15 protein-coding genes are annotated in these 14,926 nt (G+C 59.3%); 12 read left to right on the forward strand and 3 right to left on the reverse strand.

Annotation, left to right across the window (positions count from 1 at the left end; translation table 11 throughout):
• Window positions 1–2 precede the first annotated feature (2 nt).
• The 3 genes from recF to dnaA are packed head-to-tail and all read right to left on the reverse strand — an operon-like array spanning window position 3 to window position 3,802.
• Complete coding sequence (recF, locus tag IAE36_RS07295) at window positions 3–1,106, reverse strand: DNA replication/repair protein RecF (RefSeq protein ID WP_201211520.1); 1,104 nt, start codon at window positions 1,104–1,106, stop codon at window positions 3–5.
• A 15-nt stretch (window positions 1,107–1,121) separates the two neighbouring features.
• A complete protein-coding gene (dnaN, locus tag IAE36_RS07300; protein ID WP_201211522.1) occupies window positions 1,122–2,225 on the reverse strand; it encodes a DNA polymerase III subunit beta in 1,104 nt (367 codons plus the stop codon).
• Window positions 2,226–2,269: 44 nt separating this feature from the next.
• On the reverse strand, window positions 2,270–3,802 hold the full coding sequence (gene dnaA, locus IAE36_RS07305) for a chromosomal replication initiator protein DnaA (protein ID WP_201211524.1): 1,533 nt from the start codon (window positions 3,800–3,802) through the stop codon (window positions 2,270–2,272).
• 591 nt (window positions 3,803–4,393) lie between these two features.
• On the opposite strand from dnaA, the gene rpmH reads away from it, so the two are divergent.
• The 12 genes from rpmH (at window position 4,394) to atpE (ending at window position 14,873) form a co-directional block, all read left to right on the forward strand.
• Window positions 4,394–4,528, forward strand: coding sequence for a 50S ribosomal protein L34 (gene rpmH, locus IAE36_RS07310; protein ID WP_003253163.1), 135 nt, complete (start codon window positions 4,394–4,396; stop codon window positions 4,526–4,528).
• 13 nt (window positions 4,529–4,541) lie between these two features.
• Window positions 4,542–4,946 (forward strand): ribonuclease P protein component, encoded by a 405-nt coding sequence (gene rnpA / locus IAE36_RS07315; RefSeq protein ID WP_028632795.1) that lies wholly within the window; start codon window positions 4,542–4,544, stop codon window positions 4,944–4,946.
• Window positions 4,939–5,184, forward strand: a complete 246-nt coding sequence (gene yidD / locus IAE36_RS07320; RefSeq protein ID WP_075046823.1) for a membrane protein insertion efficiency factor YidD — start codon at window positions 4,939–4,941, stop codon at window positions 5,182–5,184. The genes rnpA and yidD overlap by 8 nt, the downstream gene beginning before the upstream one ends.
• A 2-nt stretch (window positions 5,185–5,186) precedes the next feature.
• Window positions 5,187–6,869, forward strand: a complete 1,683-nt coding sequence (gene yidC, locus IAE36_RS07325) for a membrane protein insertase YidC (protein WP_201211526.1) — start codon at window positions 5,187–5,189, stop codon at window positions 6,867–6,869.
• A gap of 87 nt (window positions 6,870–6,956) precedes the next feature.
• Complete coding sequence (gene mnmE, locus IAE36_RS07330) at window positions 6,957–8,327, forward strand: tRNA uridine-5-carboxymethylaminomethyl(34) synthesis GTPase MnmE (protein ID WP_201211528.1); 1,371 nt, start codon at window positions 6,957–6,959, stop codon at window positions 8,325–8,327.
• Window positions 8,328–8,797: 470 nt separating this feature from the next.
• Entirely contained in the window at window positions 8,798–10,690 is a 1,893-nt protein-coding gene (mnmG, locus tag IAE36_RS07335; protein ID WP_201162510.1) for a tRNA uridine-5-carboxymethylaminomethyl(34) synthesis enzyme MnmG, read from the forward strand.
• Entirely contained in the window at window positions 10,687–11,337 is a 651-nt protein-coding gene (gene rsmG / locus IAE36_RS07340) for a 16S rRNA (guanine(527)-N(7))-methyltransferase RsmG (protein WP_028632799.1), read from the forward strand. Before mnmG ends, rsmG begins: the two co-directional genes overlap by 4 nt.
• Before the next feature lie 18 nt (window positions 11,338–11,355).
• Window positions 11,356–12,147: a ParA family protein gene (locus IAE36_RS07345; protein ID WP_028632800.1), complete on the forward strand. Its 792-nt coding sequence runs from the start codon at window positions 11,356–11,358 to the stop codon at window positions 12,145–12,147.
• Between the two features lie 9 nt (window positions 12,148–12,156).
• A complete protein-coding gene (locus IAE36_RS07350; RefSeq protein WP_201211530.1) occupies window positions 12,157–13,029 on the forward strand; it encodes a ParB/RepB/Spo0J family partition protein in 873 nt (290 codons plus the stop codon).
• Window positions 13,030–13,177: 148 nt separating this feature from the next.
• The gene (locus IAE36_RS07355) at window positions 13,178–13,585 is read left to right on the forward strand and encodes a F0F1 ATP synthase subunit I (protein WP_028632802.1); all 408 of its coding nucleotides are present in this window, start codon (window positions 13,178–13,180) and stop codon (window positions 13,583–13,585) included.
• 16 nt (window positions 13,586–13,601) lie between these two features.
• Window positions 13,602–14,471: a F0F1 ATP synthase subunit A gene (gene atpB, locus IAE36_RS07360; RefSeq protein ID WP_028632803.1), complete on the forward strand. Its 870-nt coding sequence runs from the start codon at window positions 13,602–13,604 to the stop codon at window positions 14,469–14,471.
• A 144-nt stretch (window positions 14,472–14,615) separates the two neighbouring features.
• Window positions 14,616–14,873 (forward strand): F0F1 ATP synthase subunit C, encoded by a 258-nt coding sequence (gene atpE, locus IAE36_RS07365; protein ID WP_003097235.1) that lies wholly within the window; start codon window positions 14,616–14,618, stop codon window positions 14,871–14,873.
• The last annotated feature ends 53 nt before the right edge of the window (window positions 14,874–14,926 follow it).

Below are 14,926 nucleotides of genomic sequence, written 5' to 3' on the forward strand. Positions count from 1 at the left end.
CTTCACTCCCGATGGTCGTGGGTCTGGGTGATACGGCCTTGTTCCACGTGGAACAAAGCAACTGGCGTTTCCGTCTGCCAGCCTTCCCTCAGTAATTCTTGATCTACACAGGTGATGAATACCTGGCAGCGTAATTCTTCAAGCAAGCGGCACAATGCGCGGCGATGCTGGTCGTCCAGTTCGGATGGCAAGTCATCCACCAGATAGATGCAGTTACCCCGCCGCGCCTGGCTGACCAGGTGGCCTTGGGCAATGCGCAATGCGCATACCACCAGCTTTTGCTGACCACGCGACAGGATATCGGCTGCGTTATTGGCAGCCAGGCGAAGACGCAGATCAGCACGTTGTGGGCCGGCCTGGGTATGGCCCATCTGCTGATCGCGAAGGAGAGAGGAGGCGAGTACTTCTTGGAGTTCCCGGTCCTTGTCCCAGCCTCGATAGTAGCTAAGGGTCAACCCGTCCAACTCAACCAGCTCGCTCAGGGTGTGCTCGAAGACGGGCTTCAAGGCCTTGATATAGTTGCGACGGTATTCATCTATCTCCGCGCTGGCCAGGCATAACTCCCGGTCCCAGGCGGCTTGCGAAGCAGCGTCAAGTGTACCATGCCGCAACCATGAGTTCCGCTGCCGTAGCGCCTTCTGCAGACGCTGCCACGCGGGCATGAACCTAGGTTCCACGTGGAACACTCCCCAATCCAGAAACTGTCTACGGATTTTTGGAGCGCCTTCCAGTAAACGGAAACTGTCGGGGTTGATCAGCTGAAGGGGCAACAGCTCCGCGAGTTGAGCGGCACTCCTCGCGTTCTGCCCATCTATTCGTATGGTGAAGTCCCCTTGCCGCTCACGGGATACCCCAAGGTTGCAAATCCCACCTTCAGCTAGCTCCACCTCACCAAACACGGTACAGGCGGCCTGCTCATACTGGATGACCGGGTTCAAGCGGGTGCTGCGGAACGACCGAGCGAGCCCAAGCAGATGCACGGCTTCCAGCACACTGGTCTTGCCGCTGCCATTGTCGCCATACAGGATATTGATGCGGGGGGAGGGGGAGAGTGTCACCGGGTGCAAATTGCGCACCGCGGTGACCATGATACGTCGAAGGGACATGTCGCCTGCTACGGGTTACAAACGCATCGGCATGACAACATACGAAGAGTCGTCGTTGCCTGCCTCCTGCAGCAGCGCGCTGCTGTTGGAGTCCGACAAGATCAGGCGAACCTGTTCAGTGGTCATAACCCCCAGCACATCCAGCAGGTAGCTGACGTTGAAGCCAATCTCCAAGGAGCTGCCTTCGTAGTCCACGCTGATCTCTTCCTCAGCTTCTTCCTGCTCAGGGTTGTTGGCCTGAATTTTCAGCTGCCCGGCAGCCAACTGCAGACGGATGCCACGGTACTTTTCGTTGGACAAAATCGCGGTACGGCTAAAGGCCTCGCGCAGGGCTTGACGGTCGCCCACTACCAACTTGTCACCGCCCTTGGGCAGCACGCGCTCGTAGTCTGGGAATTTGCCGTCCACCAACTTGGAGGTGAATGTGAACTCACCGGTAGTGGCGCGGATGTGATGCTGACCCAAGACGATGCTGACCATGCCCTCAGGGTCGGTCAGCAGGCGGGCCAGTTCCAGAATACCTTTGCGTGGCACGATCACCTGGTGGCGGTCGTCCTGCTCGATAGGTGCACTCATGGCGCAAAGGGCCAGGCGGTGACCATCGGTGGAAACAGCCCGCAGCGTGTTGCGCGAGACTTCGAGCAACATGCCGTTCAGGTAGTAGCGCACATCCTGCTGGGCCATGGCGAAGCTGGTGCGCTCGATCAGGCGGCGCAGCTTGCTCTGTTCCAGGTTGCAGGTCAGCGAACCCGGGCCTTCTTCCACAGTGGGGAAATCATTGGCTGGCAGCGTCGACAGGGTAAAGCGGCTACGGCCAGCTTTGACCAGCAGTTTCTGCTCGTCCACCTTGATGTCGATAAGCACATCGCTGGGCAGGCTCTTGCAGATGTCCATCAGCTTACGCGCCGGGACGGTGATTTCGCCAGGCTCGGCTGACTCTTCGAGTTGCACGCGCCCTACCAGTTCGACCTCCAGGTCGGTACCGGTCAACGACAATTGCTGGCCCTGTACGACCAGCAATACGTTGGACAGCACCGGCAAGGTCTGGCGGCGCTCGACGACACCGGCGACCAGTTGCAGGGGTTTCAACAGGGCTTCGCGTTGAATGGTGAAATGCATGGTCTAGTCCCTTGCCTTCAATTAGCTAGCTGCGCCAACGGCCATCAGGTCGTCAGCGTACGCAGCAGGTTCTTGTAGTCCTCGCGGATGTCCGCGTCGGATTCCTTAAGTTCGTTGATCTTGCGGCAGGCATGCAGCACGGTCGTATGGTCCCGACCACCGAACATGTCGCCGATCTCTGGCAAGCTGTGGTTGGTCAGCTCCTTGGACAGGGCCATGGCTACCTGCCGCGGGCGCGCCACCGAGCGCGAACGCCGCTTGGACAACAGATCGGAGATCTTGATCTTGTAGTACTCAGCCACCGTGCGCTGGATGTTATCCACACTCACCAGCTTGTCCTGCAGGGCCAGCAGGTCTTTGAGCGACTCACGGATCAGCTCGATGGTGATCTCGCGCCCCATGAAGTGGGAGTGGGCGATCACCCGTTTCAGCGCACCTTCCAGCTCACGAACGTTGGAGCGTATGCGTTGGGCGATGAAGAACGCGGCATCATGCGGGAGCTCGACCTTGGCCTGGTCGGCCTTCTTCATCAGGATCGCCACACGGGTTTCCAGCTCTGGCGGCTCGACCGCCACGGTCAGGCCCCAACCGAAGCGCGACTTCAGTCGCTCTTCAAGGCCTTCGATTTCCTTGGGATAGCGGTCGGACGTCAGGATGACTTGCTGGCCACCTTCGAGCAGGGCGTTGAAGGTGTGGAAGAATTCTTCCTGGGAGCGCTCCTTGCGGGCGAAGAACTGAATATCGTCGATCAACAATGCATCCACAGAGCGGTAGAAACGCTTGAACTCGTTGATGGCGTTCAGCTGAAGCGCCTTGACCATGTCCGCGACAAAGCGCTCCGAATGCAGGTAGACCACCTTGGCATTCGGGTTCTTCTTCAGCAGGTGGTTACCCACAGCGTGCATCAGGTGAGTCTTGCCCAGGCCCACGCCGCCATAAAGGAACAGCGGGTTGTACCCGTGCTTGGGGTTGTCGGCCACCTGCCATGCCGCTGCCCTGGCCAGCTGGTTGGACTTGCCCTCTACAAAGGTATCGAACGTGAACGTGCGGTTCAGGTAGCTGGTGTGCTTGAGCGCGCCCTCTACCTGCACGGTGCGTTGCTCGGCCCGGCCATTGACGACAGGGGCCGAGGGAGGTTCGGCCATGGCGTCGAAGCTGTCCCTTGAAGACTGCTGAGCAGATTGTTCAACAGTGGAAGCTTCGGCCTGGGCCACCGCAGCAAGCTCGGGGGCCACAGCAGCAGGCACGGCTTTTTGCGCCTGGGTCTGGGCCTGCGAGGCGGCGATGGCTGCACTCACCGGGGCGTTGGGTGCAGCACGGGGTGCTGAGCTGCGACGGCTGCCAATCAGCAACGAAAGGGCAGGCGCAATACCACTGCCATTTTCCCCCAACAGTTCCAGCAAACGCCCCAGGTACTTTTCATTGACCCAATCAAGGACGAAACGGTTGGGCGCGTAGACGCGCAACTCGTCGCCTTCGGCTTCGACCTGTAACGGACGGATCCAGGTGTTGAATTGTTGGGCAGGCAGTTCGTCGCGCAGAAGCTCTACGCACTGCTGCCAAAGTTCCACTGACACGGATATCCCCTGAGTTTGAAAGCCGGACAAGGCCGAAACAAACCGCCATTGTACCGATCGAGCGTCAACTTATCCACATGTGGACACCACGGTGGCCATGGCAAAACAGCCATTTACCGACTAAAACGACCTGACGCAGCTGTGAATAAACCCTGTGGATAACGCAACCTGAGGGCTATGCACAACCCTGGGTCGAAATCTGTTGATAACTCCGCTGTGGATAACGACCTATTTTATCCACACGTTCTCTCCAGGCCCGAAACAGGCGCAGCACCGGTTTGAAACAGACTTTTGAATCGCTGAAAAGCCTGTTTCACAAGGCCTGCGAGGGGTTATCCACAGAAGGTTATCCACCTAAGCGTTATAAGTTCTTCAGAAAAGCTTTTTATATGTCTCTTCTTTTTTTCATGTTGAACGTGATCTCACTGCTCAATCAAGCCGACGCTGGCCCACCGCGGGCTGCCACTCATCCCGCCGTACATAAGGAAAGGCTGGTTGGAAATTGACCTACGGGCTTGCTTTCTCTAGAATCGCCGGTCTCTTAAAAGGGGGCCATCCCGGCCCGTCGTCGACAAACCCAGGTAACACGCCATGAAACGTACTTTCCAACCAAGCACCATCAAGCGCGCGCGCACTCACGGTTTCCGTGCTCGTATGGCTACCAAGAACGGCCGCGCCGTACTGTCGCGTCGTCGTGCCAAAGGCCGTAAGCGTCTGGCCATTTGATTTTTCGGCACAGGTGGTGAGTCAGGACTTCAGTCGGGAAAAGCGACTGCTTACACCCCGGCATTTCAAAGCGGTCTTCGACTCCCCAACCGGCAAGGTTCCAGGGAAAAACCTGCTGATCCTTGCTCGCGAGAACGGGCTGGATCACCCGCGCCTTGGCCTGGTGATCGGCAAGAAGAGCGTCAAGCTCGCCGTTCAACGCAACCGCCTCAAGCGCTTGATGCGCGATTCCTTTCGTCTTAACCAGCAAACGCTTGCCGGCCTGGACATCGTGATCGTCGCGCGCAAGGGATTGGGTGAAGTGGAAAACCCGGAATTGCACCAACACTTTGGCAAGCTCTGGAAACGCCTGGCGCGCAGCCGACCGGCACCAGCAGCCACCGCCAATTCCGTAGGGGTAGACAGCCAAGATGCGTAAACTGGCACTCGTTCCGATCCAGTTTTACCGTTATGCCATTAGTCCTCTGATGGCCAGCCACTGTCGTTTCTTCCCCAGCTGCTCCTGTTATGCCTATGAAGCCATCGAAAACCACGGCCTCTGGCGTGGTGGGTGGCTAGCCGTTCGTCGCCTGGGGCGTTGTCATCCGTGGAACGACGGCGGTTTCGATCCCGTTCCTCCCGCTCCTTCCTCCCGAACTTCTTCGATAGCCGAGTAATCATGGATATTAAACGCACGATCCTGATCGTCGCCCTGGCAATCGTGTCCTACGTCATGGTCCTCAAGTGGAACCAGGACTACGGCCAGGCTGCCCTGCCGACTCAGAATACTGCTGCCAGCACTGCCAACCCGGGCTTGCCTGACGGTGTACCGGCGGGTAACGCCGGCGCCAGCGCCGATGTGCCTAGTGCCAACGCCGAGACCAGCCAGGCCGAGCTCGCACCGGTCGCTGTCAGCAAGGACCTGATCCGGGTCAAGACCGACGTCCTGAACCTGGCTATCGATCCGGTCGGTGGTGACATCGTCCAGCTGAACCTGCCGAAGTACCCGCGCCGTCAGGATCACCCGGACATTCCGTTCCAGCTGTTCGACAACGGTGGCGAACGCGTCTACCTGGCACAAAGCGGCCTGACAGGCGCCAACGGCCCTGATGCACGTTCGGCCGGTCGCCCACTCTATGCGGCCGAGCAGAAGAGCTATCAGCTGGCCGACGGCCAGGAGCAACTGGTCGTCGACCTGAAGTTCAGCGACAACGGCGTCAACTACATCAAACGCTTCAGCTTCAAGCGCGGTGAATACGACCTCACTGTCAGCTACCTGATCGACAACCAGAGCAGCCAGGCCTGGAGCGGCAACATGTTTGCCCAGCTCAAGCGTGATGCCAGCTCCGATCCATCGTCGAGCACCGCTACCGGTACCGCCACCTACCTGGGCGCAGCCCTGTGGACACCTTCCGAGCCCTACAAAAAAGTCTCGATGAAGGACATCGACAAAGGTAGTTTGAAAGAAAATGTGTCTGGAGGCTGGGTCGCCTGGCTGCAGCACTACTTCGTAACCGCGTGGATCCCTGCCAAGTCGGACAACAACGTCGTCCAGACCCGCAAGGACAGCCAGGGCAACTACATCATCGGCTACACCGGCCCGGCACTCAGCGTGCCTGCGGGCGGCAAGGCCGAAACCAGTGCCATGTTGTATGCCGGTCCGAAGATCCAGTCCAAGCTCAAGGAGTTGTCCCCAGGCCTGGAACTGACGGTGGACTACGGCTTCCTGTGGTTCATTGCCCAGCCGATTTTCTGGTTGCTGCAACATATCCACAGCCTGCTGGGCAACTGGGGCTGGTCGATCATCGTGCTGACCATGCTGATCAAAGGCCTGTTCTTCCCGTTGTCGGCTGCCAGCTACCGTTCCATGGCGCGCATGCGTGCCGTTTCGCCCAAGCTGGCCGCGCTGAAAGAACGCTTCGGTGACGATCGCCAGAAGATGTCCCAGGCGATGATGGAGCTGTACAAGAAAGAGAAGATCAACCCGCTGGGCGGCTGCTTGCCGATCCTGGTGCAGATGCCGGTATTCCTGGCCCTGTACTGGGTGCTGCTGGAAAGCGTCGAGATGCGCCAGGCCCCCTGGATGCTGTGGATTACCGACCTGTCGATCAAGGATCCGTTCTTCATCCTGCCGATCATCATGGGCGCCACCATGTTCATCCAGCAGCGTCTGAACCCGACCCCGCCGGACCCGATGCAGGCCAAGGTGATGAAAATGATGCCGATCATCTTCACCTTCTTCTTCCTGTGGTTCCCGGCTGGCCTGGTGCTGTACTGGGTTGTGAACAACTGCCTGTCCATCACTCAGCAGTGGTACATCACCCGCAGCATCGAAGCAGCCAGCAAAAAAGCTGCTGCCTGACGGGCTACTGCGCTAGCCTGTGAATAAAAACGCCCCCCAGTGGGGCGTTTTTGCTATCTGTCGTTTTTGTCGTAGAGGCTTTCGAGCATGAATACTGTGCGTGAAACCATCGTCGCCATTGCCACCGCCCAAGGGCGCGGTGGGGTGGGCATCGTCAGGCTGTCAGGGCCTCTGGCAGGCAGGGCCGGCGAATGGATCACCGGCCGTCACCTGACCCCGCGCCACGCCCATTACGGCGCGTTTAGAGGTGAGGATGGGCTGGTGCTGGACGAAGGCATTGCCTTGTTCTTTCCGGGCCCTAACTCGTTCACCGGCGAGGACGTGCTGGAGCTGCAGGGCCACGGTGGCCCGGTGGTGCTGGATATGTTGCTGCAGCGTTGCGTACAACTGGGTTGCCGTCTGGCCCGGCCAGGGGAATTCAGCGAACGCGCATTTCTCAATGACAAACTGGACCTGGCGCAGGCAGAGGCGATCGCCGACCTGATCGAGGCCAGTTCCAGCCAGGCCGCGCGCAACGCCCTGCGGTCGCTTCAAGGGGAATTCTCGAAACGTGTCCACAGCCTGACCGAAGCCCTGATTGCATTGCGCATCTACGTGGAGGCTGCAATCGACTTCCCTGAGGAAGAGATTGATTTCCTTGCCGATGGCCACGTGCTGTCGATGCTGGATACTGTGCGAGCAACGTTATCCACAGTCCAGCGCGAAGCCGGCCAGGGCGCCTTGCTACGCGATGGCATGACCGTGGTAATTGCGGGTCGGCCCAACGCCGGCAAATCGAGCCTGCTAAACCAGCTGGCGGGGCGTGAAGCGGCAATCGTCACTGATATCGCCGGCACCACCCGGGACATCCTGCGTGAACATATCCACATCGACGGGATGCCCCTCCATGTAGTGGATACCGCAGGGTTGCGCGCTACCGATGACCATGTAGAAAAAATTGGTGTTGAACGCGCGCTCAAGGCCATTGGCGAGGCGGACCGTGTGCTGTTGGTGGTGGACTCCACGGCGCCTGAAGCCAGTGACCCCTTCGCCCTGTGGCCGGAGTTTCTCGACCAGCGGCCTGACCCGTCCAAGGTCACACTCATCCGCAACAAGGCAGACCTGAGTGGTGAACGTATTGCGCTTGAGCAGAGTACGGATGGCCACGTCACCCTCACCCTCAGTGCCAAAGGTAACGATGCCGGCCTGCAGTTGCTGCGTGATCACCTCAAGGCCTGCATGGGGTACGAGCAAACCGCCGAAAGCGGCTTTAGCGCACGCCGGCGACACCTTGATGCATTGCGCCAGGCCAGTGAGCACCTGGAGCATGGGCGGGCACAACTGACACTGGCGGGTGCCGGTGAGTTGTTGGCCGAAGACCTGCGCCAGGCGCAGCAAGCGTTGGGCGAGATCACAGGTGCCTTCAGTTCGGACGACCTGTTGGGCCGAATTTTCTCGAGCTTTTGCATCGGCAAGTAGTTCACCGCAGCCTCGGGCACAGCCGCTCCACATGGAGCGGCTTTTTTTTGCGCTTTTTTTGGCCGGCTCGGGCTTTATTGGGTATCAGGAGCCCTGTGGAAAACCCTCAATGAGCTCAGTTGATAAGCAGGCGTTTTTGTTGAGGGTAAACTGCCCTGTGGGTAAACAGACCTTTTATGCACAGGCTAAAACCGCTTATCCATAGCCCTCATGGGTACTAAGCCACAGGGTTTAATTTCTCTGTACATGGCTATTTGAAAGGCGTGCAGAACCTTATCCACAGATAAGGCTGTGCATAAGAATAAACATAAAAACAAAGCTTTTATAAATTTCTCTTCTTTGATTTCTGTTGTCTGCCATTCATCCACAGACTGGTCAAAATTTGCTCAGGCGGTTCCTTTAAGGGGGGTGAAGTCCCTATACTTGTCGGCTTACCTTCTCTATTCGCAAAAACAGGCACGAGGTGCGTGGTGGATTTCCCTTCCCGTTTTGAAGTGATCGTCATCGGCGGCGGCCATGCCGGTACCGAGGCTGCGCTTGCGTCTGCACGCATGGGTGTAAAAACCCTGCTGCTGACCCACAACGTGGAAACCCTCGGTCACATGAGCTGCAACCCCGCTATTGGCGGTATTGGCAAGAGCCATCTGGTCAAAGAGATCGATGCCCTGGGCGGCGCCATGGCCCTGGCTACCGACAAGAGCGGTATCCAGTTCCGTGTGCTGAACAACCGCAAAGGCCCAGCCGTTCGGGCAACCCGGGCACAGGCAGACCGCGCCATCTACAAGGCAGTGGTCCGCGAGATCCTGGAAAACCAGCCGAACCTGTGGATATTCCAGCAGTCCTGCGATGACCTGATCGTCGAGCAGGACGAGGTCAAGGGTGTGGTCACCCAGATGGGCCTGCGTTTCTTCGCCGATGCCGTGGTACTGACGACTGGCACGTTCCTCGGCGGGCTGATCCATATCGGCATGCAAAACCATTCCGGCGGTCGCGCCGGTGACCCACCCTCGATCGCCCTGGCACACCGCATGCGTGAACTCCCGCTGCGGGTGGGGCGCCTGAAAACCGGTACCCCGCCGCGTATCGATGGCCGCTCCGTGGACTTTTCGGTGATGACCGAGCAGCCCGGCGATACCCCGATTCCGGTGATGTCGTTCATGGGCAATGCGGGCATGCACCCGCGCCAGGTCAGTTGCTGGATCACCCACACAAATGCGCGGACCCACGACATCATCGCTTCCAACCTCGACCGCTCGCCCATGTATTCAGGGGTTATCGAGGGGGTTGGGCCGCGCTACTGCCCGTCGATCGAAGACAAGATCCACCGCTTCGCCGACAAGGAAAGCCATCAGGTATTCATCGAGCCGGAAGGCCTGAACACCCATGAGCTTTACCCAAACGGCATCTCCACTTCGCTGCCGTTTGACGTGCAGCTGGAGCTGGTACGGTCGATTCGGGGTATGGAAAATGCCCACATCGTTCGCCCCGGTTACGCCATCGAGTACGACTATTTCGACCCACGCGATCTGAAGTACAGCCTTGAAACCAAGGTTATCGGCGGTTTGTTCTTCGCCGGCCAGATCAACGGCACCACGGGTTACGAGGAAGCCGGCGCCCAGGGCCTGCTGGCCGGGACCAACGCCGCACTGCGTGCCCAGGGCCGCGACAGCTGGTGCCCGCGGCGCGACGAGGCGTACATCGGTGTGCTGGTCGACGACCTGATTACCCTGGGTACCCAGGAGCCGTACCGCATGTTCACCTCCCGTGCCGAGTACCGCCTGATTCTGCGCGAAGACAACGCCGACCTGCGGCTTACCGAAAAAGGCCGCGAACTGGGCCTGATCGATGACCAGCGCTGGGCAGCGTTCTGCACCAAGCGCGACGGTATCGAGCGTGAAGAGCAGCGCCTGAAAACCACCTGGGTGCGGCCGAATACGGAACAAGGCCAGGCCATTGTGGATAAGTTCGGCACGCCGCTCAGCCATGAATACAGCCTGCTCAACCTGCTGGCGCGCCCTGAAATCGACTACGCCGGGCTGATTGAGGCCACCAACGGTGAGCCGATTGACCCACAGGTTGCCGAACAGGTGGAAATCCGCACCAAGTACGCCGGGTACATCGACCGCCAGCAGGACGAGATCGCTCGCCTGCGGGCCAGCGAGGACACGCGCCTGCCTGTGGATATCGACTACTCGAGCATTTCTGGCTTGTCCAAGGAGATTCAGGGCAAGCTGGGCCAGACGCGCCCCGAAACCCTGGGCCAGGCTTCGCGCATCCCCGGTGTTACACCGGCCGCGATCTCCCTGTTGCTCATTCACCTGAAAAAACGCGGCGCCGGCCGCGAGTTGGAGCAAAGCGCTTGAGTGCCCTGGTCACCCCGCAACATGCCGAAGAGTTGTCCACAGGTGCCCGCGAACTGGGGGTGCCACTGAGCCCGGAGCAACACGACAAGCTGCTTGGCTACCTTGCTCTGTTGATCAAATGGAACAAAGCCTACAACCTCACCGCGGTGCGCGACCCCGACGAGATGGTTTCGCGCCACTTGCTCGACAGCCTCAGCGTGATGCCGTTTATCCACAGCGAACGCCATGAATGGCTGGACGTGGGCAGCGGCGGTGGCATGCCTGGGGTGCCATTGGCTATTCTGCATCCGCACAAGCGTGTGACGGTGCTGGATGCCAATGGCAAGAAAACGCGCTTTCTGACCCAGGTGAAAATGGAGCTCAAGCTGGACAACCTCACGGTTATCCACAGCCGCGTGGAGGCGTTCGAGCCTGCACGTCCGTTCGATGGCATCGTCTCCCGTGCGTTCAGCAGCATGGAGAACTTCACCAACTGGACCCGCCACCTGGGCGACACCGGGACGCAATGGCTTGCAATGAAGGGGCTGCATCCTGCCGATGAACTGGTAGCATTGCCCGCAGACTTCACAGTGGAAAGCGAGCAGGCCCTGACCGTTCCGGGTTGCCAGGGCCAGCGCCATCTGCTGATACTGCGCCGCAAGGCTTGACTGGGAACACACGCAACAATGGCTAAGGTATTCGCAATCGCGAACCAGAAAGGTGGTGTAGGCAAGACCACCACCTGTATCAATCTCGCGGCCTCGCTGGCTGCGACCAAGCGCCGTGTGCTGCTGATCGACCTCGATCCGCAGGGCAACGCCACCATGGGCAGCGGGGTGGACAAGCACGAGCTCGAGCACTCGGTGTACGACCTGCTGATCGGCGAATGTGACCTGGCCCAGGCCATGCACTATTCCGAGCATGGTGGTTTCCAGTTGCTGCCGGCCAACCGTGACCTGACCGCAGCCGAAGTGGTGCTGCTGGAGATGCAGGTCAAGGAGAGCCGCCTGCGCAATGCACTGGCGCCCATCCGCGACAATTACGATTTCATTCTGATCGACTGCCCGCCGTCGCTGTCGATGCTCACGCTCAACGCCCTGGTTGCGTCCGATGGCGTGATCATCCCCATGCAGTGCGAGTACTACGCGCTGGAAGGCCTGAGCGACCTTGTGGATAACATCAAGCGCATCGCTGCACGGCTGAACCCCGAGCTCAAGATCGAGGGCCTGTTGCGGACCATGTACGACCCGCGCCTCAGCCTGAACAACGATGTTTCTGCGCAGCTGAAGGAGCACTTTGGCCAGCAGCTGTACGACACCGTGATCCCACGCAACATCCGCCTGGCCGAAGCGCCCAGTTTCGGCATGCCGGCGCTGGCCTACGACAAGCAATCGCGTGGCGCGCTGGCCTACCTGGCCCTGGCTGGCGAACTGGTTCGCCGTCAGCGTCGTCAAACCCGCACTGCACAAACAACTTAAGGAATCCGCATGGCCGTCAAGAAACGAGGTCTCGGACGTGGGTTGGATGCGCTGCTCAGCGGTCCTTCCGTCAGCGCGCTCGAAGAGCAGGCTGTAAAGATCGACCAGAAGGAACTGCAACACCTGCCCGTGGAGTTGATTCAGCGGGGCAAGTACCAGCCGCGCCGCGACATGGATCCACAGGCGCTCGAGGAACTCGCCCATTCGATACGCAGCCACGGGGTGATGCAGCCCATTGTGGTGCGGCCGATCGGCGACAACCGCTACGAAATCATTGCCGGTGAGCGCCGCTGGCGCGCCAGCCAGCAGGCCGGCCTGGACACCATCCCTGCCATGGTCCGCGAGGTGCCCGACGAAACCGCCATCGCCATGGCGCTGATCGAGAACATCCAGCGCGAGGACCTTAACCCGCTGGAGGAGGCACTCGCCTTGCAGCGCCTGCAGCAGGAGTTCGAGCTGACCCAGCAACAGGTGGCCGACGCCGTGGGCAAGTCGCGGGTGACGGTGGCCAACCTGCTGCGCCTGATTACCTTGCCCGATGCGATCAAGACCATGCTCGCCCACGGTGATCTGGAAATGGGCCACGCGCGTGCCCTGCTCGGCCTGGAAGAGCATCGCCAGGAGGAGGGGGCGCGTCATGTTGTCGCACGTGGGCTGACCGTGCGCCAAACCGAGGCGCTGGTGCGTCAGTGGCTGAGTGACAAACCTGATCCGGTAGAACCGGGCAAACCTGATCCGGACATCGCACGCCTTGAACAGCGGCTGGCAGAGCGGCTGGGCTCTGCGGTGCAGATTCGCCATGGCAACAAGGGCAAGGGGCAGCTGGTCATTCGTTATAACTCGCTGGACGAGTTGCAGGGCGTGCTTGCTCACATCCGCTGAAACAATTCCCGTTGTAGCGTGCGGCCGTAAATCACTACGAAGAGTTGAATAGGGGTTAATCCACCCCTATACTCTGCGCGCATTTTGTCGGCACAAATTATGCCAAGTCATAGCTGACGGGTTGGTCGACTTTCGGGGAGCAGTTGTGATGGAAATACGCACGCCAAACCGCTTGCCTTTCCATCGCTGGGCGGTTTTTCCGGTACTGCTGGCTCAATTTGTTGTCCTGCTGCTGGCAGCCTTGGTGTTGTGGCAGTGGGGAGGGGCGGTCAGCGGTTATTCGGGCCTTTGTGGAGGCCTGATCGCGTGGCTACCCAATGTGTATTTCGCCTGGAAGGCTTTTCGCTTCAGCGGGGCACGGGCAGCACAAGCCATCGTCAAGTCGTTTTACGCGGGCGAGGCAGGCAAGATGATTTTAACGGCAGTGCTGTTTGCACTGACCTTTGCAGGAGTGAAGCCATTGGCGCCGTTAGCAGTATTCGGCGTCTTCGTGCTGACCCTTTTGGTCAGCTGGTTCGCGCCCCTGCTGATGAATAAAAGACTTTCGAGACCTTAGGGCGTTTGAGGCAACCATGGCAGCAGAAACCGCTTCGGGCTATATCCAGCACCACTTGCAGAACCTGACCTACGGTCAACTACCAGACGGCAGCTGGGGCTTCGCCCATTCGGCTGCAGAAGCCAAGGCAATGGGCTTCTGGGCGTTCCACCTGGACACCCTGGGTTGGTCCGTCGCGCTGGGTCTGATCTTCCTGTTCATCTTCCGCATGGCGGCCAAGAAGGCGACTTCCGGCCAACCCGGCGGCCTGCAGAACTTCGTGGAAGTGATGGTGGACTTCGTCAACGGCAGCGTGAAGGACTCCTTCCATGGCCGTAGCCCGGTGATCGCCCCGCTGGCGCTGACCATCTTCGTCTGGGTGTTCCTGATGAACGCCGTCGACCTGGTACCGGTCGACTGGATTCCTCAGCTGGCCATCCTGATTTCCGGTGACCCGCACATTCCGTTCCGTGCCGTGTCCACTACCGACCCGAACGCGACCCTGGCCATGGCCTTCTGCGTGTTCGCCCTGATCATCTTCTACAGCATCAAGGTCAAGGGCCTGGGCGGCTTCATTGGTGAGCTGACCCTGCACCCGTTCGGCAGCAAGAACATCTTCGTGCAGATCCTGCTGATCCCGGTGAACTTCCTGCTGGAATTCGTCACCCTGATCGCCAAGCCAATCTCTCTGGCCCTGCGACTGTTCGGTAACATGTACGCCGGCGAACTGGTGTTCATCCTGATCGCGGTCATGTTCGGCTCGGGCCTGCTGTGGCTCAGCGGCCTCGGCATCGTGCTGCAATGGGCGTGGGCTGTGTTCCACATCCTGATCATCACCCTGCAAGCCTTCATCTTCATGATGCTCACCATCGTCTACCTGTCGATGGCGCACGAAGATAACCATTAAGACCGCCTGGCGTGTCTGATAGCCTTCCCCGCTCGTTTGGGGGGAGGGCTTAAAAAGTCCGCAAGGGCATGCTGTACCAAACGATTTGTTTTACCGCTTCAAACTAAAAACCTAACCAATACGACGTAAAAGTCGGGAGGAAAGATGGAAACTGTAGTTGGTCTGACCGCTATCGCTGTTGCTCTGCTGATCGGCCTGGGTGCTCTGGGTACCGCCATTGGTTTCGGCCTGCTGGGCGGCAAGTTCCTGGAAGGCGCTGCTCGTCAGCCTGAAATGGTTCCGATGCTGCAGGTCAAAATGTTCATCGTTGCCGGTCTGCTCGACGCCGTCACCATGATCGGTGTGGGTATCGCTCTGTTCTTCACCTTCGCGAATCCGTTCGTTGGTCAGATCGCCGGCTAATCACTCGTCTTCACGAGTTGATGGCTGTATGAATTAAGACCGAGCGAGGTGTT

This window comes from Pseudomonas sp. S36 (assembly GCF_016647875.1).
GTDB lineage: Bacteria > Pseudomonadota > Gammaproteobacteria > Pseudomonadales > Pseudomonadaceae > Aquipseudomonas > Aquipseudomonas parafulva.

Excerpts from the sequence above, each read along its gene's own strand:
- recF (WP_201211520.1), bottom strand. The coding sequence starts at position 1,106 with ATGTCCCTTCGACGTATCATGGTCACCGCGGTGCGCAATTTGCACCCG.
- dnaN (WP_201211522.1), bottom strand. The coding sequence starts at position 2,225 with ATGCATTTCACCATTCAACGCGAAGCCCTGTTGAAACCCCTGCAACTG.
- rpmH (WP_003253163.1), top strand. The coding sequence starts at position 4,394 with ATGAAACGTACTTTCCAACCAAGCACCATCAAGCGCGCGCGCACTCAC.
- yidD (WP_075046823.1), top strand. The coding sequence starts at position 4,939 with ATGCGTAAACTGGCACTCGTTCCGATCCAGTTTTACCGTTATGCCATT.
- yidC (WP_201211526.1), top strand. The coding sequence starts at position 5,187 with ATGGATATTAAACGCACGATCCTGATCGTCGCCCTGGCAATCGTGTCC.
- mnmE (WP_201211528.1), top strand. The coding sequence starts at position 6,957 with ATGAATACTGTGCGTGAAACCATCGTCGCCATTGCCACCGCCCAAGGG.
- IAE36_RS07345 (WP_028632800.1), top strand. The coding sequence starts at position 11,356 with ATGGCTAAGGTATTCGCAATCGCGAACCAGAAAGGTGGTGTAGGCAAG.
- IAE36_RS07350 (WP_201211530.1), top strand. The coding sequence starts at position 12,157 with ATGGCCGTCAAGAAACGAGGTCTCGGACGTGGGTTGGATGCGCTGCTC.
- IAE36_RS07355 (WP_028632802.1), top strand. The coding sequence starts at position 13,178 with ATGGAAATACGCACGCCAAACCGCTTGCCTTTCCATCGCTGGGCGGTT.
- atpB (WP_028632803.1), top strand. The coding sequence starts at position 13,602 with ATGGCAGCAGAAACCGCTTCGGGCTATATCCAGCACCACTTGCAGAAC.
- atpE (WP_003097235.1), top strand. The coding sequence starts at position 14,616 with ATGGAAACTGTAGTTGGTCTGACCGCTATCGCTGTTGCTCTGCTGATC.